Annotated in this window: 19 protein-coding genes; 18 read left to right on the top strand and 1 reads right to left on the bottom strand. The window is 41.9% G+C overall.

Annotated features, from left to right (window positions below; all coding sequences use genetic code 11):
* Positions 1-169: 169 nt before the first annotated feature.
* The 11 genes from purM (at position 170) to purB (ending at position 10,513) form a co-directional block, all read left to right on the top strand.
* Positions 170-1,192, top strand: coding sequence for a phosphoribosylformylglycinamidine cyclo-ligase (gene purM, locus B7700_RS04405; RefSeq protein ID WP_033685266.1), 1,023 nt, complete (start codon positions 170-172; stop codon positions 1,190-1,192).
* Complete coding sequence (gene purN / locus B7700_RS04400) at positions 1,189-1,740, top strand: phosphoribosylglycinamide formyltransferase (RefSeq protein ID WP_084887383.1); 552 nt, start codon at positions 1,189-1,191, stop codon at positions 1,738-1,740. The genes purM and purN overlap by 4 nt, the downstream gene beginning before the upstream one ends.
* Positions 1,741-1,784: 44 nt before the next feature.
* Positions 1,785-2,249, top strand: a complete 465-nt coding sequence (locus B7700_RS04395; RefSeq protein ID WP_084887381.1) for a GNAT family N-acetyltransferase — start codon at positions 1,785-1,787, stop codon at positions 2,247-2,249.
* Between the two features lies 1 nt (position 2,250).
* Positions 2,251-3,798 (top strand): bifunctional phosphoribosylaminoimidazolecarboxamide formyltransferase/IMP cyclohydrolase, encoded by a 1,548-nt coding sequence (gene purH / locus B7700_RS04390; RefSeq protein WP_084887379.1) that lies wholly within the window; start codon positions 2,251-2,253, stop codon positions 3,796-3,798.
* Between the two features lie 120 nt (positions 3,799-3,918).
* Positions 3,919-5,181, top strand: coding sequence for a phosphoribosylamine--glycine ligase (gene purD, locus B7700_RS04385; protein ID WP_084887377.1), 1,263 nt, complete (start codon positions 3,919-3,921; stop codon positions 5,179-5,181).
* A 105-nt stretch (positions 5,182-5,286) separates the two neighbouring features.
* Entirely contained in the window at positions 5,287-5,391 is a 105-nt protein-coding gene (locus tag B7700_RS11285; RefSeq protein WP_239822548.1) for a phosphoribosylaminoimidazole carboxylase, read from the top strand.
* 31 nt (positions 5,392-5,422) lie between these two features.
* Positions 5,423-5,914 carry a 5-(carboxyamino)imidazole ribonucleotide mutase gene (purE, locus tag B7700_RS04375; RefSeq protein ID WP_078238220.1) on the top strand — a complete coding sequence of 164 codons (492 nt, stop codon included), beginning with the start codon at positions 5,423-5,425 and terminating at the stop codon, positions 5,912-5,914.
* A complete protein-coding gene (purK, locus tag B7700_RS04370) occupies positions 5,901-6,989 on the top strand; it encodes a 5-(carboxyamino)imidazole ribonucleotide synthase (protein ID WP_084887375.1) in 1,089 nt (362 codons plus the stop codon). The genes purE and purK overlap by 14 nt, the downstream gene beginning before the upstream one ends.
* Before the next feature lie 43 nt (positions 6,990-7,032).
* Positions 7,033-8,505 carry an AAA family ATPase gene (locus B7700_RS04365; protein ID WP_084887373.1) on the top strand — a complete coding sequence of 491 codons (1,473 nt, stop codon included), beginning with the start codon at positions 7,033-7,035 and terminating at the stop codon, positions 8,503-8,505.
* A 7-nt stretch (positions 8,506-8,512) separates the two neighbouring features.
* Positions 8,513-8,992 (top strand): hypothetical protein, encoded by a 480-nt coding sequence (locus B7700_RS04360; protein ID WP_084887371.1) that lies wholly within the window; start codon positions 8,513-8,515, stop codon positions 8,990-8,992.
* Between the two features lie 225 nt (positions 8,993-9,217).
* Positions 9,218-10,513, top strand: coding sequence for an adenylosuccinate lyase (gene purB, locus B7700_RS04355; protein ID WP_084887369.1), 1,296 nt, complete (start codon positions 9,218-9,220; stop codon positions 10,511-10,513).
* Positions 10,514-10,722: 209 nt separating this feature from the next.
* On the opposite strand, the gene B7700_RS04350 is transcribed toward purB, so the two are convergent.
* A complete protein-coding gene (locus B7700_RS04350; protein WP_084887367.1) occupies positions 10,723-11,439 on the bottom strand; it encodes a GntR family transcriptional regulator in 717 nt (238 codons plus the stop codon).
* A gap of 319 nt (positions 11,440-11,758) precedes the next feature.
* Here B7700_RS04350 and B7700_RS04345 point away from each other — a divergent pair, with 319 nt between their 5' ends.
* The 7 genes from B7700_RS04345 (at position 11,759) to B7700_RS04310 (ending at position 18,785) form a co-directional block, all read left to right on the top strand.
* On the top strand, positions 11,759-13,546 hold the full coding sequence (locus B7700_RS04345; protein ID WP_084887365.1) for a glycoside hydrolase family 35 protein: 1,788 nt from the start codon (positions 11,759-11,761) through the stop codon (positions 13,544-13,546).
* A complete protein-coding gene (locus B7700_RS04340) occupies positions 13,543-14,019 on the top strand; it encodes a PTS sugar transporter subunit IIB (protein ID WP_000156972.1) in 477 nt (158 codons plus the stop codon). The genes B7700_RS04345 and B7700_RS04340 overlap by 4 nt, the downstream gene beginning before the upstream one ends.
* Positions 14,020-14,045: 26 nt before the next feature.
* Positions 14,046-14,951 (top strand): PTS mannose/fructose/sorbose/N-acetylgalactosamine transporter subunit IIC, encoded by a 906-nt coding sequence (locus B7700_RS04335; protein ID WP_023944066.1) that lies wholly within the window; start codon positions 14,046-14,048, stop codon positions 14,949-14,951.
* Entirely contained in the window at positions 14,938-15,759 is an 822-nt protein-coding gene (locus B7700_RS04330) for a PTS system mannose/fructose/sorbose family transporter subunit IID (protein WP_033685252.1), read from the top strand. The genes B7700_RS04335 and B7700_RS04330 overlap by 14 nt, the downstream gene beginning before the upstream one ends.
* A gap of 3 nt (positions 15,760-15,762) precedes the next feature.
* Positions 15,763-16,167 (top strand): PTS sugar transporter subunit IIA, encoded by a 405-nt coding sequence (locus tag B7700_RS04325; protein ID WP_020903318.1) that lies wholly within the window; start codon positions 15,763-15,765, stop codon positions 16,165-16,167.
* A 297-nt stretch (positions 16,168-16,464) separates the two neighbouring features.
* A complete protein-coding gene (locus tag B7700_RS04315; RefSeq protein WP_084887362.1) occupies positions 16,465-17,631 on the top strand; it encodes an SIS domain-containing protein in 1,167 nt (388 codons plus the stop codon).
* 116 nt (positions 17,632-17,747) lie between these two features.
* A complete protein-coding gene (locus tag B7700_RS04310; RefSeq protein WP_084887360.1) occupies positions 17,748-18,785 on the top strand; it encodes an aldose epimerase family protein in 1,038 nt (345 codons plus the stop codon).
* Positions 18,786-19,419: the final 634 nt, after the last annotated feature.

Here is a 19,419-nt window from a genome sequence, read left to right as displayed (position 1 = left end):
AATGCTTATGCCCCACGTCTCACTACTGACTAAAAGCTAAAGCATTTGTCAGTAGACGCTTTCTCCTATGGGACCAAAGCTAGAGACCTGACTAGTATTTTTAGATAAAATAATTGTTTATCTAAAAATATGTCGCAGTCTTTCCCAAAAAAAGAAAAGGAAAAATAAAATGGCAAATAAAAATGCGTACGCTCAATCTGGTGTGGATGTTGAAGCGGGTTATGAAGTTGTTGAACGAATCAAAAAGCACGTGGCTCGTACGGAGCGTGCAGGTGTCATGGGAGCTCTGGGTGGCTTTGGTGGTATGTTTGACCTTTCAAAGACTGGGGTTAAAGAACCCGTTTTGATTTCAGGGACTGATGGTGTCGGAACCAAGCTCATGCTGGCTATCAAGTACGACAAGCACGATACTATTGGTCAGGACTGTGTGGCCATGTGTGTCAATGATATCATTGCTGCAGGTGCGGAGCCCCTCTATTTCCTTGACTACGTCGCAACTGGCAAGAATGAACCAGCTAAGCTAGAACAAGTGGTTGCTGGTGTGGCAGAAGGTTGTGTGCAGGCAGGCGCTGCCCTCATCGGTGGGGAAACAGCTGAAATGCCTGGTATGTATGGTGAAGATGACTACGACTTGGCTGGTTTTGCAGTCGGCGTAGCTGAAAAATCTCAAATCATAGACGGTTCAAAAGTAGCTGAAGGTGATGTCCTTCTCGGGCTTGCTTCGAGTGGTATTCACTCAAATGGTTTCTCACTCGTGCGTCGTGTTTTTACCGACTACACAGGTGAGGAAGTCTTGCCAGAATTGGAAGGCAAGCAACTCAAGGAAGTTCTTCTTGAGCCGACTCGTATCTATGTCAAGGCTGTTTTGCCACTCATCAAGGAAGAGTTAGTCAACGGTATTGCCCACATCACTGGTGGTGGCTTTATCGAAAATGTCCCTCGTATGTTTGCAGCTGACTTGGCTGCTGAGATTGAAGAAGACAAGGTTCCCGTGCTTCCAATTTTCAAAGCCCTTGAAAAATACGGTCAGATCAAACATGAGGAAATGTTTGAAATCTTCAATATGGGTGTGGGGCTTATGCTGGCAGTTAGCCCTGAAAATGTAAGTCGTGTCAAGGAATTGTTGGATGAACCAGTCTATGAAATTGGTCGTATCGTCAAGAAAGAAAACGAAAGTGTCATCATCAAATGAAAAAAATAGCGGTTTTTGCCTCTGGTAATGGCTCAAATTTTCAGGTGATTGCTGAAGAATTTCCAGTAGAGTTTGTCTTTTCAGACCATCGTGACGCCTATGTGCTCGAACGTGCAGACAAACTCGGTGTTCTGTCCTATGCTTTTGAACTCAAGGAGTTTGAGAGTAAGGCAGACTACGAAGCAGCACTTGTGGAGCTCTTGGAAGAACATCAGATTGACTTGGTTTGTCTAGCAGGCTACATGAAAATCGTTGGGCCAACCTTATTGGCGGCTTATGAAGGTCGGATTGTCAACATTCATCCAGCCTACCTGCCAGAATTTCCAGGAGCTCATGGGATTGAGGATGCTTGGAATGCTGGCGTTGCTGAGAGCGGCGTGACCATTCATTGGGTGGATTCAGGTGTGGATACAGGAAAGGTTATCAAACAAGTGCGTGTGCCACGGCTGGCTGATGATACCATAGCCAGCTTTGAAGAACGTATTCATGAAGCAGAGTATCAGCTCTATCCTCAAGTGTTGGAGAGTTTAGGGGTGGGTAGAAGATAAGAAGTAAATCAAGTTTTGATTTTGCAATATTGCTAGGAGAAAAAATGATTGAGATAAAATTAGTAGATGAGAGCAGTTTTCAGGCAGTGCTGGATTTGAAAATATCTGAAGCTGATGAACGAGCACGTTTCGTGTCTCCAAATGTACGCTCTTTAGCTGACGCATGGCTCTACCGAGAGAATGGGGATGTGTTTCCAATGGCAATTTATTGGAATGAGCTTGTAGTTGGTTTTCTCCTGTTGGAAATAGATAAGGATGAAGCGGAATACTTTATCTGGCGGATAATGATTGGCCAGCAGTACCAAGGAAGAGGTTATGGACGAAAAGCTGTGGAAGTTCTAATCAAAAAGGCTCAGATGGATAGCGCTTGCAATCATATTATCGCAGATTATGTGGTTGGAAATGAAAAAATGAAGCGCCTGTTGACTAGTTTGGGTTTTCAGGAAACAGGATTTATAGAAGAAAATAATGAAGTCGCTATGCGCTTGGACCTAAAGAAAGAGGAATAGAATGACGAAAAAAGCTTTAATCAGTGTTTCAAACAAAGAGGGCATTGTTGAATTTGCCCAAGAACTTAAAAAACTCGGTTGGGATATTATCTCGACAGGTGGGACAAAGGCTGCCCTTGACAATGCTGGGGTGGAGACCATTGCGATCGATGATGTGACGGGCTTCCCAGAGATGATGGATGGCCGTGTTAAGACCCTTCATCCAAATATCCACGGTGGGCTCCTCGCTCGTCGTGATTTGGATAGCCACTTGGAAGCAGCCAAGGAGAACCAAATTGAGCTTATCGACCTTGTAGTGGTCAACCTTTATCCTTTCAAGGAAACGATCCTCAAACCAGATGTGACTTATGCTGATGCGGTGGAGAACATCGATATCGGTGGGCCATCTATGCTTCGCTCAGCTGCGAAAAATCATGCTAGCGTAACAGTTGTGGTAGATCCAGCTGACTATGCTGTGGTTTTGGGACAATTGGCAGCTAACGGCGAAACAAGTTACGAAACTCGCCAACGTTTGGCAGCCAAGGTTTTCCGTCACACAGCAGCTTATGACGCCTTGATTGCAGAGTATTTCACAGCTCAAGTCGGAGAAAGTAAGCCTGAAAAGCTCACTTTAACCTATGACCTCAAGCAAGCCATGCGTTACGGTGAAAACCCTCAACAAGATGCAGACTTTTACCAGAAAGCTTTGCCGACTGACTACTCGATTGCTTCAGCCAAACAGCTTAACGGTAAGGAATTGTCATTCAATAACATCCGTGATGCGGATGCTGCCATTCGTATCATCCGTGACTTCAAAGATCGTCCAACCGTTGTGGCTCTCAAACACATGAATCCATGTGGAATTGGTCAAGCTGATGACATCGAGACTGCTTGGGACTACGCTTATGAGTCTGATCCAGTGTCTATCTTTGGTGGAATTGTCGTTCTTAACCGTGAGGTGGATGCTGCGACAGCTGAGAAGATGCACGGTGTTTTCCTTGAAATCATCATAGCACCAAGCTATACGGATGAGGCGTTAGCTATTTTGACCAATAAAAAGAAAAACTTGCGTATCCTTGCCTTGCCATTTGACGCACAAGATGCCAGTGAAGCAGAAGCAGAATACACAGGTGTGGTCGGTGGTCTCCTCGTTCAAAATCAGGATGTTGTCAAGGAAAGCCCAGCCGATTGGCAAGTGGTGACCAAACGCCAACCAACTGAGACAGAAGCGACAGCTCTTGAGTTTGCGTGGAAGGCTACCAAGTATGTCAAATCAAACGGAATCATCGTGACTAACGACCACATGACATTGGGTGTTGGTCCTGGTCAGACTAATCGTGTGGCTTCTGTTCGCATCGCTATTGATCAAGCTAAAGACCGTCTTGACGGTGCCGCCCTTGCTTCCGATGCCTTCTTCCCATTTGCGGATAACGTGGAAGAAATCGCCAAAGCAGGTATCAAGGCTATCATCCAGCCAGGTGGATCCGTCCGTGACCAAGAATCCATCGAAGCTGCGGATAAATATGGCTTGACTATGGTCTTTACAGACGTGAGACATTTTAGACATTAAGAAGGTAAAGGGAAGAAAACAGTTTCTTTCCTTTTTTGCGTAAAAACGCGGAGTGAAACAAGATTAAAACGAACGTTTGTGGTATAATATTAGTAAATAATTCGCAAAAGAGGTTGAGAAATGAAGCTGTTAGTTGTCGGTTCGGGTGGTCGTGAACATGCGATTGCTAAGAAGTTGCTTGAGTCAAAAGACGTTGAAAAAGTCTTTGTAGCTCCTGGGAATGATGGGATGACTCTGGATGGTTTGGAATTGGTAAATATCTCTATTTCCGAACATTTTAAATTGATTGACTTCGCAAAGGCCAACGATATTGCTTGGACCTTTATCGGTCCAGATGATGCCCTTGCGGCTGGTATCGTGGATGATTTCCATGTAGCTGGTCTCAAAGCCTTTGGTCCGACAAGATTGGCAGCTGAGCTGGAGTGGTCCAAGGATTTTGCCAAGGAAATCATGGTCAAATACGGCGTTCCGACAGCAGCCTATGGCACGTTCTCAGATTTCGAGGAAGCCAAGGCCTATATCGAAAAGCAGGGTGCGCCTATCGTAGTCAAGGCGGATGGCTTGGCGCTTGGGAAAGGTGTCGTTGTTGCGGAGACGGTTGAGCAAGCAGTCGAAACCACTCATGAGATGCTTTTGGACAATAAATTTGGGGACTCAGGTGCGCGTGTGGTTATTGAGGAATTCCTCGACGGAGAGGAATTTTCACTTTTTGCCTTTGTCAATGGTGATAAGTTCTACATCATGCCAACGGCTCAGGACCACAAACGTGCCTATGATGGCGACAAAGGGCCTAACACGGGTGGTATGGGTGCCTATGCGCCAGTTCCACACTTGCCACAGAGCGTGATTGACACAGCAGTGGAGACTATTGTCAAGCCAGTCCTAGAGGGCATGATCCAAGAAGGGCGTCCATATCTGGGAGTTCTTTACGCAGGGCTTATCTTGACAGCTGATGGACCTAAGGTTATCGAGTTTAATGCTCGCTTTGGAGATCCTGAAACTCAGATTATTCTACCTCGATTAACCTCTGATTTTGCCCAAAATATTACGGATATCCTCGATGGCAAGGAGCCAAACATCACCTGGACGGACAAGGGTGTGACTCTGGGTGTGGTTGTCGCATCTAACGGTTATCCGCTAGACTATGAAAAAGGTGTCAAGTTACCAGCCAAGACAGAAGGTGACATTATCACCTATTATGCAGGGGCTAAGTTTGCGGAAAATAGCAGAGCACTGTTATCAAACGGCGGACGTGTCTATATGCTCGTCACCACAGCAGATACTGTCAAAGAAACTCAAGACACCATCTACCAAGAACTCGCCCAACAAAAAACAGAAGGCCTCTTTTACCGAAAAGATATCGGAAGTAAAGCTATTCGATAAAGGTATAAGAAAAAGCGATGCAGTCGTCAAGTACGTTAATAGTCGTTTGATTTGCGAGCGTTAGCGAGCTAATATAGAACAATCACCGCCGTTGTGAAATAACGATTGGATGACAATCCAATCGTTCAGGGAAATTGGAAGACCTTGGGCTTCCAATTTAGGCATGAGACACCTTTGGTGGCTGCTGCCGTCCCTCACAACCTAAGGTGATTGAAAAAAGAAAGGAAAGAAAAGGAAAATCATGACCAAACCAATTATTTCCATCATCATGGGCTCAAAATCCGACTGGGCAACCATGAAAAAAACAGCAGAAGTCCTAGACCGCTTCGGTGTAGCCTACGAGAAGAAGGTTGTCTCTGCCCATCGCACACCTGATCTCATGTTCAAGCATGCCGAAGAAGCGCGTAGTCGTGGTATCAAGATCATCATCGCAGGTGCAGGTGGCGCAGCTCATTTGCCAGGGATGGTCGCAGCTAAAACAACCCTTCCAGTCATTGGTGTGCCCGTAAAATCGCGTGCCCTTAGTGGTGTGGACTCGCTTTACTCTATCGTACAGATGCCGGGTGGCGTACCTGTTGCGACAATGGCTATCGGTGAAGCAGGTGCGACCAATGCGGCTCTCTTCGCCCTTCGTCTCCTATCAGTAGAGGATCAGGCTATCGCGACAGCACTGGCAGATTTCGCAGAGGAGCAAGGAAAAATCGCAGAGGAGTCGACAAATGAGCTCATCTAAAACAATCGGAATTATCGGTGGCGGCCAGCTGGGTCAGATGATGGCTATCTCTGCTATCTACATGGGGCACAAGGTTGTAGCGCTGGATCCTGCGGCAGATTGCCCGGCCTCTTGCGTGGCGGAAATCATCGTGGCGCCTTATAATGACGTGGATGCTCTGCGTCAGTTGGCTGAGCGTTGCGATGTCCTCACCTATGAGTTTGAAAATGTCGATGCTGACGGTTTGGATGCGGTTATCAAGGATGGACAACTCCCTCAAGGGACAGATCTGCTCCGCATTTCCCAAAATCGCATTTTTGAAAAGGACTTTCTTTCAAACAAGGCTCAAGTCACTGTAGCACCCTACAAGGTTGTGACTTCAAGCCAAGACTTAGCAGATATCAACTTGTCGAAAAACTATGTTCTCAAGACTGCGACAGGTGGCTACGATGGGCATGGGCAAAAGGTCATTCGCTCAGAAGCAGACTTGGAAGAAGCCTATACACTAGCAGATTCAACAGACTGTGTCTTGGAAGAATTTGTCAACTTTGACCTTGAAATTTCTGTTATCGTGTCAGGAAATGGCAAGGACGTGACGGTTTTCCCAGTTCAGGAAAATATCCACCGAAACAACATTCTTTCAAAAACCATTGTGCCAGCCCGTATTTCAGAAAGTCTAGCTGAAAAAGCAAAAGCCATGGCAGTGAAGATTGCTGAACAGCTTAACCTGTCTGGAACCCTCTGTGTGGAAATGTTTGCGACGGCTGATGACATCATTGTCAATGAGATTGCCCCGCGTCCACACAATTCAGGACACTACTCAATCGAAGCCTGCGACTTCTCCCAGTTTGATACCCATATTCTAGGCGTTCTGGGATCGCCATTGCCAGCTATCAAACTGCATGCGCCAGCCGTTATGCTTAATGTACTCGGCCAACACGTCGAGGCTGCTGGAAAATATGTCACAGAAAATCCAAGCGCCCACCTCCACATGTATGGTAAAATAGAAGCGAAGCACAACCGCAAGATGGGACATGTGACTTTGTTTAGTGATGCGCCGGATAGTGTGGGAGAGTTTGGTGTTGGTTTAAAATAAGTGGTGTTTTCAATTTTGTATATTTATAGTAAGGAGGTATTATATGGTTAGCAAGCTAAAAAATATAAAAATAGAAAATTTTAAAAGTTTTGAAGGCCAAAACACTTTTTATGTTGAAGAATTGACTACTATTATTGGATTAAATGCATCTGGGAAGTCTAATCTTATTGAAGCTTTATCTATCTTGTCAATGATTGGTCGAGATACATTGCTTACAAATGCATTGAATAATTCAAGTAAAGTTACTTTACCAATTAGAGGTGAGGCACAAGGATGTCTACGAGGTGCTAAAAAAACTTTTGGTTTAGGTTGTACAATTGAGAAAAGCAACGGGAATGAATTGGATTATTTTATCAAATTTAAGGTTGAAGATAATGATAGAGTTTTTGTAGATGAGGAATCTCTTTTTGAATTAAATAAAAAAAAGTCTAATGAAAAATCTCTTATCTATAAAACAGTGAAAAATTCAAAAAGTATAGCGGATATAAGTGTTGAATATGACAATAAAAAACGTGGGAAAAATCCCAGAATAACAATGGATAGAAGTCGATCTGTTTTATCTCAATTAGATGAAAATCGAATTGAGACTAACACTCAGTTAGTTAACTTTTATGATTTAATTGAAGATATGTCTAAAAAAGGAGAGAATAGTTTTAATATTAATGATATTGACAAAATATCTAGTAAAAAAATCACAATATTTGAGGAAATAAACATTGTAAGAAAAGTGTTGAATTCAATGTTTATTTTGAATATTGATTCCAAAATGATTCGAAACTATGCACGTAGAGATAATTCACAACTTACTTATAATGCGGGTAATTTATCGTCCGTACTGGATAGATTGTATTTGGATGTCAGAAGATATAAAAGATATACTGATGAAAAATCTTTGCCTATTGGAATTACTCAACGAGCAATAGAAAATCTGAAAGAACGTAAAAAAGCATGGGATAGACTATTAGCTACAATTGACATAATACCTGAGTATAAGATCTCAGATTTATCTATTACAGTTACACCAGCTCCATATCGTGATGTAATTTTTACATGTATTGAGCAAATTGAAGATAAGAACGTAAAAATCCCAGCAACGTCGTTATCTGATGGCACTATCTCAGTTATTGCTATCACAACAGCAGTATTAACTTACCCAGATAATTCGATTATTGTTATTGATGAATTTGATAATGGGATTCACCACAGTAAGGCAATAAAATTTTTAGAAAAAATTCAAGAAATTGCAAGACAGAGACGAATTACTCTTGTGTTAACAACTCATAATACTACTTTACTGAATTCCCTTAAAGGGAAAGAATATAATGGTATTAATATTATACATAGGGAAAAAGAGTCAAGCAATAGTAAGATTATAAGGTTTATAGAAATACCAAATTATGAGAAAATTATTGCAACAGGAGGAGTAGGTCAAGCAGTGGCAAAAGACGGACTACTTTCGTACTTAGAACAAAAAGAATCTGATATTGAGTTGCCTGATTGGTTGAAAGGTTTGTAATGTTGTTATGAAAGAGACTAGATTTATTGATACCAGTATTTTATTAGAAATTTTAGAAGTTCCTGATAAATGTAAGGAGCCTGAGAAATATCAAAAAGAATTTGCAGAATTTACTCGACAGTCACAGGCAAGTTTGGTTATGCCTATCTCTGTATTGATTGAAACAGGAAATCATATTAACCACATTAAAGGGAATCAGCAAGCAAAGGAAAAATCGACCAAAAGATTTCTTGATATCTTAAAATTATTTATCCATAGCACCAATCCATGGTTTTTTTATGGATATAATTTCACTGCAGATGATATTGAGAGGGTAATAGAAAAATATCAGGAATTTAGATATTCGGGACCGGGTATAGGTGATGTATTTATTCTAGACTCCTATTTAGAATATGTTGCCAAATTAAAGGATAGTGGTAATCAAAATCATAAAATTGAGATATGGACTTTAGATAAACATTTAACAGGTTATTGTACGGAACTTTAATGATGATATTATACACTTGAGAAGTGACATTGAAACTATCTAAATTAAGTAAGGAAATATATGTTTGGTATAATACAATAAACAAAGAAAGGGAATGGGCATCTAGTTTGCAGAACTGAACCCGGGCGGAAAGCTCGGAATTTAGATAAACCTCCTAGGACGCAAGCGTCCGTCGTTGGTTTCCTAAAATTCAGTCGCTTTCTAGTCGCCCTTGGTATCTTAATCATGATCAACCGTTACTCTCGCCCTGAGATGGCGAATATTTGGAGTGAAGAAAATAAATACCGTGCTTGGCTTGAGGTGGAAATCTTGGCTGACGAGGCATGGGCTGAGTTGGGAGAAATCCCTAAGGAAGATGTGGCTTTGATTCGCGAGAAAGCGGACTTTGACATCGACCGTATTTTGGAGATTGAGCAAGAGACTCGCCACGATGTGGTAGCCTTCACACGTGCGGTTTCTGAGACTCTTGGTGAAGAGCGCAAGTGGGTCCACTATGGTTTGACCTCTACCGACGTGGTAGATACGGCCTACGGTTACCTATACAAGCAGGCCAACGACATCATCCGTCGTGACCTTGAAAACTTCACCAACATCATCGCTGATAAGGCTAAGGAGCACAAGTTCACCATCATGATGGGGCGTACCCACGGTGTGCACGCTGAGCCTACAACTTTTGGTCTTAAATTGGCGACTTGGTACAGCGAAATGAAGCGTAACATCGAGCGTTTCGAGCATGCGGCTGCTGGTGTGGAAGCTGGTAAGATCTCTGGTGCGGTTGGGAACTTTGCCAATATCCCGCCATTCGTTGAGCAATACGTCTGCGACAAATTGGGTATCCGTGCCCAAGAAATCTCTACACAGGTGCTTCCTCGTGACCTTCATGCTGAGTACTTTGCGGTTCTTGCCAGCATCGCGACTTCAATCGAACGTATGGCGACTGAGATTCGTGGTCTACAAAAATCTGAGCAACGCGAAGTGGAAGAGTTCTTTGCTAAAGGGCAAAAAGGGTCTTCAGCAATGCCTCACAAACGTAATCCTATCGGTTCTGAAAACATGACAGGTCTGGCGCGTGTTATTCGTGGACACATGATTACAGCTTATGAAAACGTAGCTCTTTGGCACGAACGTGACATCTCTCACTCATCAGCTGAGCGTATCATCACACCAGATACGACTATTTTGATTGACTACATGCTCAACCGTTTTGGAAATATCGTTAAGAACTTGACGGTCTTCCCAGAAAACATGATTCGCAACATGAACTCGACATTTGGTTTGATTTTCAGCCAACGCGCTATGTTGACCTTGATTGAAAAAGGCATGACCCGTGAGCAAGCCTATGACCTGGTGCAACCAAAAACAGCTTACTCTTGGGACAACCAAGTAGACTTTAAACCACTTCTCGAAGCAGATCCAGAGGTAACTTCTCGCCTCACTCAAGAAGAAATCGACGAAATCTTTAACCCTCTTTATTACACTAAACGAGTGGATGCTATATTTGAACGTCTTGGTTTAGGATAATTAAAATAAAATCGAAGTTCGATTACTCTATTTATAGGAGTAGAAGAACTTCGATTTTTATTTTTTCTTCAAGTACTTTTGATAAAAATGACCTATATTTTAGTAAAATTTAAACAAATTTAGTCTATCTTAATTGACATATAGAAAATACATTTTTAATGTCATATAATAAACATAGAAAAAGCCCAAGCAAGGCTCAGGCTTTCTTCTTAGTGATCACGGTCACATGAAATGAATTTGATTTTGTAGTAATCTGCGCGTTTATATGTTTCGCTGTATGCAAGAACTTGACCAGTAGACTCTAGTTTAGTAGTCTTGGTTTGTAAAACGGTTGGGAATTGTTCATCGACTCCGAGGATTGAAGCCGCATGTTCTGGAGTTGGAAATGCTATTTCATTGATTTCTTCAAAATGTTCATCATTCATGTGAATGTGGTAATCCAATTTGAAACGGTTATAGATAGAGCTATAATATTCAAGATTTGGATAATTTGCGTTGACGTATTGTTCTGGGATGTAAGATGTATGGTAGATGTACACAACACCACCTGTTTCGCGTACGCGTTCAATCTTGTAGTAGAACTGATCTCCACGTAGTCCAAGTTTTTCTAAGTAGCTTAGTTTATTTCCACGCTCAATAGAAAGGACGGTAACTTTATCATCTTTAGTTTCAAAAACTTCTACATCTGAAAACTCTACGAGTTTGTGTTTGCGTGCGCGTGAAACGAATGTACCCTTTCCTTGTTGACGGACAATATAGCCATCCTTGGCAAGGTCGTTTAAGGCGCGGACAACTGTGATAGAACTCACATCATACATTGCAATCAATTCAGCTTCAGTGTAGAATTTATCGCCACTGGCAAATTGACCAGAAATGATTTTGTTCTTTAACTCATCTTTAATATATTGATACTTTGGAATTGCCATATTTTCACCTCGATTTTCCTTCTCCGTTAAAGATTTTACCATAAAACTGGAAAGAATAGTAGCCTTTTGAATAAAAAAATTAGAATAATAGGCTATAAGGTTAATTTACATAGGAATAAATAGAAAAACATACATTTTTATACATGGTACTAAAATGTTGTTATGCCTATAGATTACAAGATTTTTATAAGTTTTTTGTGTAAAATTTAGTGAAAAATGAAAAAAATTGTGAAAACCTATTGACAAATGTAAGATATTGAGTTATATTTACTATATCAACAAATGAAAGCGTAAACTTTAGTTGTCAGAAGGTAAGAATATGACACGATTTGAGATACGAGATGATTTTTATCTCGATGGAAAATCATTTAAGATTTTATCTGGCGCCATTCATTATTTTAGGGTTCCTCCAGAAGATTGGTATCATTCGCTCTATAACTTGAAGGCTCTTGGTTTTAATACAGTAGAGACTTATGTGGCTTGGAATTTACATGAGCCTCGTGAGGGTGAGTTTCACTTTGAAGGAGCTCTGGATTTGGAGCGATTTCTCCAAACAGCACAAGATTTGGGTCTCTACGCTATCGTTCGTCCCTCTCCCTTCATCTGTGCGGAGTGGGAATTCGGTGGCTTACCAGCTTGGCTCTTAACAAAGAATATGAGGCTTCGTTCCTCAGATTCAGCCTATATTGAAGCTGTCGGTCGCTACTATGACCAGCTCTTGTCACGATTGGTTCCACATTTGTTGGACAATGGTGGCAACATCCTCATGATGCAAGTTGAAAATGAGTATGGTTCTTATGGAGAAGATAAGGCTTATCTGAGAGCCATTCGACAGTTGATGGAAGAGCGTGGCGTAACCTGTCCCCTCTTTACATCAGATGGTCCATGGCGAGCTACTCTGAAAGCTGGAACCTTGATTGAAGATGACCTCTTTGTAACAGGAAACTTTGGTTCTAAGGCACCTTATAACTTTTCACAGATGCAGGAATTCTTTGATGAGCATGGCAAGAAATGGCCGCTCATGTGTATGGAGTTCTGGGATGGTTGGTTCAATCGTTGGAAAGAACCGATTATCACACGTGATCCGAAAGAATTGGCAGATGCAGTTCGAGAGGTTTTGGAGCAAGGCTCTATCAATCTTTACATGTTCCACGGTGGTACAAACTTTGGTTTCATGAATGGTTGCTCGGCTCGAGGGACTTTGGACCTGCCACAAGTTACATCTTATGATTACGATGCCCTTCTGGATGAAGAAGGAAATCCAACTGCCAAATATCTGGCGGTCAAGAAGATGATGGCAACACATTTTCCAGAGTATCCCCAGTTGGAACCACTCTACAAAGAGAGTATGGAGTTGGATGCTATTCCACTAGTTGAAAAAGTTTCCCTGTTTGAAACCCTGGATAGCTTGTCAAGTCCAGTAGAAAGCCTCTATCCTAAAAAGATGGAGGAGTTGGGACAAAGTTATGGCTATCTACTCTATCAAACAGAAACAAACTGGGATGCAGAAGAAGAAAGACTTCGTATCATTGACGGTCGAGATAGGGCTCAGCTTTATGTTGATGGTCAGTGGGTTGAAACCCAATATCAGACAGAGATTGGGGAAGATATTTTTTATCAAGGCGAAAAGAAAGCGCTATCTAGATTGGATATCTTGGTAGAAAATATGGGGCGTGTCAACTATGGACATAAGTTCTTAGCAGATACGCAACGTAAGGGAATTCGGACAGGGGTTTGTAAGGATTTGCACTTCCTACTAAACTGGAAACACTATCCACTCCCACTAGATAATCCTGAGAAAATTGATTTTTCAAAAGGATGGACAGAAGGACAACCAGCCTTTTACGCTTATGACTTTACAGTCCAAGAGCCAAAAGATGCTTACCTAGACTTGTCTGAGTTTGGTAAGGGAGTTGCCTTTGTCAATGGGCAGAACCTAGGACGTTTTTGGAGCGTCGGCCCAACACTCTCGCTTTATATCCCTCATAGCTATCTCAAGGAAGGTGATAACCGCATCATCATCTTTGAAACAGAAGGTGAATATAAAGAAGAGATTCATTTAACTCGAAAACCTACACTAAAACACATAAAGGGGGAAAACTTATGACAATTGTAGGATGCCGTATCGATGGACGTTTGATCCACGGACAAGTAGCCAATCTTTGGGCTGGAAAACTAAATGTTTCACGCATTATGGTTGTAGATGACGAAGTTGTCAACAACGACGTTGAAAAGAGTGGTTTGAAACTTGCGACACCACCAGGTGTAAAATTGAGTATTTTGCCAATTGAAAAAGCGGCAGCCAATATTCTTGCTGGAAAATACGATAGCCAACGTCTCTTTATCGTGGCTCGTAAACCAGACCGCTTCCTTGGTTTGGTAGAAGCAGGTGTACCACTTGAAACCCTTAATGTTGGGAATATGTCTCAAACGCCAGAAACTCGCCCCATCACACGTTCTATCAACGTAGTAGACAAGGATGTGGAAGACTTCCACAAATTGGCAGAAAAAGGTGTTAAACTTACTGCTCAAATGGTTCCAAATGATCCAATTTCAGACTTTTTGAGCTTATTAAAATAGGAAAAAATTTTTAGGAGGTCATTGTTATGATACAATGGTGGCAAATTTTACTTCTCACTTTGTACTCAGCTTATCAAATCTGTGATGAGTTGACGATCGTTTCATCTGCAGGTTCCCCTGTATTTGCTGGTTTCATTACTGGTTTGATTATGGGAGATGTGACTACTGGTCTGCTTATCGGTGGTAACTTGCAACTGTTCGTTCTTGGGGTTGGTACCTTCGGTGGTGCTTCTCGTATCGACGCAACTTCTGGTGCGGTTCTTGCGACAGCCTTCTCTGTTTCACAAGGAATTGATACAGCACTTGCGATCACAACAATCGCTGTGCCAGTAGCAGCTCTCTTGACTTACTTCGACGTTCTTGGTCGTATGACTACTACCTTCTTTGCTCACCGTGTGGATGCGGCAATCGAACGCTTTGATTACAAAGGTATTGAACGTAACTACCTACTTGGTGCGATTCCTTGGGCTTTATCTCGTGCCCTTCCAGTCTTCTTCGCGCTTGCATTTGGTGGTGAATTTGTACAACACGTAGTAGACTTCGTTACAAAATACCAGTGGGTTGCAGATGGTTTGACACTTGCAGGACGTATGCTTCCAGGTCTTGGATTTGCAATCTTGCTTCGTTACCTTCCAGTTAAACGTAACCTTCACTACCTTGCAATGGGATTTGGTTTGACAGCTATGTTGACTGTTCTTTACTCATATGTAACAGGTCTTGGTGGCGCTGTTGCTGGTATCGTAGGTACTCTACCGAAAGATGTTGCTGAAAAAATTGGTTTCGTGAACAACTTCAAAGGTTTGTCTATGATTGGTATCTCTATCGTAGGTATCTTCCTTGCAGTGCTTCACTTCAAAAATAGCCAAAAAGTAGCTGTAGCAGAACCTTCTACACCATCAGAAAGTGGGGAAATCGAAGATGACGAATTCTAATTACAAACTTACAAAAGAAGATTTTAATCAAATCAACAAACGTAGCTTGTTTACTTTCCAATTGGGTTGGAACTACGAACGTATGCAAGCTTCTGGTTACCTTTACATGATTTTGCCTCAATTGCGTAAAATGTATGGGGATGGCACTCCTGAATTGAAAGAAATGATGAAAGTTCATACTCAATTCTTCAATACTTCTCCATTCTTCCACACCATTATCGCTGGTTTTGACCTTGCCATGGAAGAAAAAGATGGTGTAGGTTCAAAAGATGCGGTTAACGGTATCAAGACAGGTTTGATGGGGCCATTTGCTCCTCTTGGAGATACAATCTTTGGTTCGCTTGTACCTGCTATCATGGGGTCAGTCGCAGCAACTATGGCTATCGCTGGCCAACCTTGGGGTATCTTCCTTTGGATCGCAGTTGCAGTTGCTTATGACATCTTCCGTTGGAAACAGTTGGAATTTGCCTACAAAGAAGGGGTTAACCTTATCAACAACATGCAAAGTACATTGACAGCTTTGATTGACGCTGCATCTGTACTGGGTGTCTTCATGATGGGTGCTCTTGTAGCAACAATGATCAACTTTGAAATTTCTTACAAGTTGCCAATCGGTGAAAAGATGATTGATTTCCAAGACATCTTGAACCAAATCTTCCCACGTTTGCTTCCAGCAATCTTTACTGCCTTTATCTTCTGGTTGCTTGGTAAGAAAGGTATGACTTCTACTAAAGCTATCGGTATCATTATCGCTCTTGCAGTAGGTCTTTCTGCCTTTGGTAAATTTGTACTTGGAATGGGCGCATAATTTATGGCTAAATCATTAATTTTGGTGAGTCATGGTCGCTTCTGTGAAGAACTTAAAGGTAGCACTGAAATGATTATGGGTCCACAAGACAATATTCATGCAGTGGCTCTTCTTCCAGAAGATGGCCCAGAAGAATTTACTGCAAAATTTGAAGCTGCTATTGAAGGATTAGATGATTTCCTAGTCTTTGCGGATCTTCTCGGTGGAACACCATGTAACGTGGTAAGCCGTTTGATTATGGAAGGTCGTGACATCGAACTTTACGCAGGGATGAATCTTCCAATGGTGATTGAATTTATCAATGCGAGCCTTACAGGTGCAGATGCGGACTATAAGAACCGTGCTGCAGAAAGCATTGTGAAAGTTAATGACCTGTTAGCTGGCTTCGATGATGATGAAGATGAATAATACTCTTCGAAAATCTCTTTAAACCATACTAGTGTCGCCTTGCCGTAGGTATATGTTACTGACTTCGTCAGTTCTATCTGAAACCTCAAAACAGTGTTTTGAGCTGACTTCGTCAGTTCTATCTACAACCTCAAAGCAGTGCTTTGAGCAGCCTGCGGCTAGTTTCCTAGTTTGCTCTTTGATTTTCATTGAGTATACGATGTGACAACGTGAAAATCGTTAGAGCATTTTATATAGAATATACATGGGAATGGGGCTTACTCCCATTCCCATATTTAATAGAAAAAGAGGAACTCAATGTTACATTATACAAAAGAAGACTTGATTGAATTGGGTGCAGAAATCACTACACGTGAAATCTACCAACAGCCTGATGTATGGAAAGAAGCTTTTGAATCTTATCAAGCAAAACGTGAAGAAATTGCAGCCTTCCTACAAGGGATTGCTGATAAACATGACTATATCAAGGTTATCTTGACAGGTGCTGGGACTTCTGCTTATGTGGGAGATACCTTGATACCTTACTTTAAGGAAGTCTATGACGAACGCAAATGGAATTTCAATGCTATTGCGACAACAGATATCGTTGCCAATCCAGAAACTTATTTGAAAAAAGATGTGACAACTGTACTTGTATCCTTTGCTCGTAGTGGGAACTCGCCTGAAAGTGTGGCGACTGTTGATTTGGCCAAGGCCTTGGTGGATGAGCTTTACCAAGTGACGATTACTTGTGCAGCGGACGGTAAGTTGGCTCTTCAAGCCCATGGAGATGACCGCAATCTCTTGCTTTTGCAACCAGCTGCTTCTAATGATGCTGGATTTGCCATGACTTCTAGCTTTACGTCTATGATGTTGACAGCTCTCTTGGTCTTTGATCCTACAGAATTTGCTGTTAAAGCTGAACGTTTTGAAGTTGTATCTAGTCTTGCCCGTAAAATTCTAGACAATGCAGAAGATGTCAAAGAACTTGTTGACCTAGACTTTAACCGTGTCATCTATCTAGGCGCTGGTCCTTTCTTTGGACTTGCTCATGAAGCTCAGCTTAAGATTTTGGAACTGACTGCTGGCCAAGTGGCGACCATGTATGAAAGCCCAGTCGGCTTCCGTCACGGTCCAAAATCTCTTATCAACGAAGATACAGTTGTTTTAGTCTTTGGTACAACGACAGACTACACTCGTAAGTACGACTTGGACTTGGTTCGTGAAGTTGCTGGTGACCAGATTGCTCGCCGTGTTGTGCTTTTGAGTGATCAATCCTTTGGTCTTGAAAATGTCAAAGAAGTGGCCCTTGGTTGTGGCGGTGTCTTGAATGATATTTACCGTGTCTTCCCTTACATCGTTTATGCCCAACTCTTTGCCCTATTGACTTCACTCAAGGTAGAAAATAAACCAGATACACCGTCTCCTACAGGTACAGTAAACCGTGTGGTACAAGGTGTTATCATCCACGAATATCAAAAGTAATACTGCGTTTATAGATTCTTGATAAAGGGGTTTGTAAATCATACAAGTAAACCATAGATTGTCAATTCGCTTTCTATGGTTTGTTTGCTTGAGAGAAATAGTAAAAGGAGAAGAGAATGAAAGCATACACAGAGCGTGTATTTGGAAATGTTGAGGGACAAGATGTTTTGGCCTATCGATTTGAGACGGACGGTGGCTACCAGCTTGAGGTTATGACTTATGGTGCGACCATCTTGCGCTATGTCACACCTGACAAGGATGGAAATTTTGTCAATGTTATTTTGGGCTTTGATGACTTTGATAGCTATGTAGGCAATAGTCCTAAGCATGGAGCTAGCGTAGGTCCTGTGGCAGGCCGTATTGCAGGTGCGACATTTGAGCTCAATGGTAAGACCTATGACCTTGAAGTCAACAATGCTAGCAACTGCAACCACAGTGGCTCAACAGGTTGGGATTCCAGCTTGTTTGAACTAGTTGAGGTGAGCGATCATGGCTTGACCCTCTACACAGAGCGTACAGATGGGACAGGAGGATTTCCTGGAAATCTCAAGATTTGGATCAGTTACCACTTAGAAGAAACTGGTGCCTATGAAATCAGCTACAAGGTAACGACCGATCAGGATACGCTGGTCAATCCAACCAACCACAGCTACTTCAACTTGTCTGGTGATTTCACGCAGACGATTGACCGTCATGTCTTCCAACTAAACACAGAGGGCATTTATCCAATCGCTCCCGACGGTGTTCCTGTCAAAACTCCAGATGCTACTCGTGATGTGGTTAAACACATCTACAATGGAGCTTTGTTGAAGGATATCTTTGCAGAAGAAGATGAGCAAATCCAGCTGGTATCTGGCTTAGATCATCCATTTTCCCTTCCTGCAGGCCATGACAATGCTGGATTCCTTTATGACCAAAACTCAGGTCGCTTCCTGCTTTTCAAGACAGAGGCTCCTTGCTTTGTAGTCTACACAGCAAACTTTGTGGATGAGAGTGTCATCATAGGAGGTCAGCCAATGGTACAGCACAATGGAATTGCCCTTGAAGCGCAAGCTTTACCAGATGCCATTCACAGTGACCTCAAAGACCAAGTCATTCTTAAAGCTGGTCAAACCTTCACCAGTAAGACACGTTATGAGCTTGTTGTGAAATAAAGAAATAGAATTGTTGTAGGTGTTCCAGACGATAATTTTTCATGGGATTGAGATTATCTTGTCTAATCCAGTCCATCTTGCAGATGGTCAGTCTTTGTGATAGAATAGCATAAAGTCCTTTTGAGGGGGGAACTTGCTAGGAAATCCCCAAGCATTGTAACGGATGAACCACCCTCGCTTTTTTGTGAGGGTGGTTTTTCAGATTTTGAGGTTGTTAATTTTAAGGGTAGCCTCGATTGGACTTTTCCAGTCCCATATTATCCTTCAAAGTAGATAGAGAGAATTACAAGAGTATAGGATTCAATCAATTATTCACTCTCAAGAAATTTATATGGAGAAAGTCTACTACCTATAAGGTTTTAACCGTTTGCTAGTTTACACAGAACCATTCGTTAAATTTTTGTAGACTTACGATGTTAAATTAGTCCTCGTTTTTAGAGGCAAAAATCAAATGTTCCTAACTTATTTGAAATGAAGTTAGGCTTAATTTGGAAGAGATGATATGGTTTGATTTTTCTAAATCCAATCTAGTAGATCTAGCCTCAATCTCTGGCTCTTAGTTCGAAATGGTTTCTAAAATATACAGAAACATTTGTTTAGTAGATTTTAGCTTGCTTTCTTTTAGTTGTTTGGA

The organism is Streptococcus mitis (assembly GCF_002096755.1).
Classification (GTDB): Bacteria; Bacillota; Bacilli; order Lactobacillales; family Streptococcaceae; genus Streptococcus; species Streptococcus mitis_AC.
Note: the sequence above shows the minus strand (reverse complement) of the source record. Positions and strands in the feature narration are given on the sequence as shown.

Excerpts from the sequence above, each read along its gene's own strand:
- purM (WP_033685266.1), top strand. The coding sequence starts at position 170 with ATGGCAAATAAAAATGCGTACGCTCAATCTGGTGTGGATGTTGAAGCG.
- purN (WP_084887383.1), top strand. The coding sequence starts at position 1,189 with ATGAAAAAAATAGCGGTTTTTGCCTCTGGTAATGGCTCAAATTTTCAG.
- B7700_RS04395 (WP_084887381.1), top strand. The coding sequence starts at position 1,785 with ATGATTGAGATAAAATTAGTAGATGAGAGCAGTTTTCAGGCAGTGCTG.
- purH (WP_084887379.1), top strand. The coding sequence starts at position 2,251 with ATGACGAAAAAAGCTTTAATCAGTGTTTCAAACAAAGAGGGCATTGTT.
- purD (WP_084887377.1), top strand. The coding sequence starts at position 3,919 with ATGAAGCTGTTAGTTGTCGGTTCGGGTGGTCGTGAACATGCGATTGCT.
- purE (WP_078238220.1), top strand. The coding sequence starts at position 5,423 with ATGACCAAACCAATTATTTCCATCATCATGGGCTCAAAATCCGACTGG.
- purK (WP_084887375.1), top strand. The coding sequence starts at position 5,901 with ATGAGCTCATCTAAAACAATCGGAATTATCGGTGGCGGCCAGCTGGGT.
- B7700_RS04365 (WP_084887373.1), top strand. The coding sequence starts at position 7,033 with ATGGTTAGCAAGCTAAAAAATATAAAAATAGAAAATTTTAAAAGTTTT.
- B7700_RS04360 (WP_084887371.1), top strand. The coding sequence starts at position 8,513 with ATGAAAGAGACTAGATTTATTGATACCAGTATTTTATTAGAAATTTTA.
- purB (WP_084887369.1), top strand. The coding sequence starts at position 9,218 with ATGATCAACCGTTACTCTCGCCCTGAGATGGCGAATATTTGGAGTGAA.
- B7700_RS04350 (WP_084887367.1), bottom strand. The coding sequence starts at position 11,439 with ATGGCAATTCCAAAGTATCAATATATTAAAGATGAGTTAAAGAACAAA.
- B7700_RS04345 (WP_084887365.1), top strand. The coding sequence starts at position 11,759 with ATGACACGATTTGAGATACGAGATGATTTTTATCTCGATGGAAAATCA.
- B7700_RS04340 (WP_000156972.1), top strand. The coding sequence starts at position 13,543 with ATGACAATTGTAGGATGCCGTATCGATGGACGTTTGATCCACGGACAA.
- B7700_RS04335 (WP_023944066.1), top strand. The coding sequence starts at position 14,046 with ATGATACAATGGTGGCAAATTTTACTTCTCACTTTGTACTCAGCTTAT.
- B7700_RS04330 (WP_033685252.1), top strand. The coding sequence starts at position 14,938 with ATGACGAATTCTAATTACAAACTTACAAAAGAAGATTTTAATCAAATC.
- B7700_RS04325 (WP_020903318.1), top strand. The coding sequence starts at position 15,763 with ATGGCTAAATCATTAATTTTGGTGAGTCATGGTCGCTTCTGTGAAGAA.
- B7700_RS04315 (WP_084887362.1), top strand. The coding sequence starts at position 16,465 with ATGTTACATTATACAAAAGAAGACTTGATTGAATTGGGTGCAGAAATC.
- B7700_RS04310 (WP_084887360.1), top strand. The coding sequence starts at position 17,748 with ATGAAAGCATACACAGAGCGTGTATTTGGAAATGTTGAGGGACAAGAT.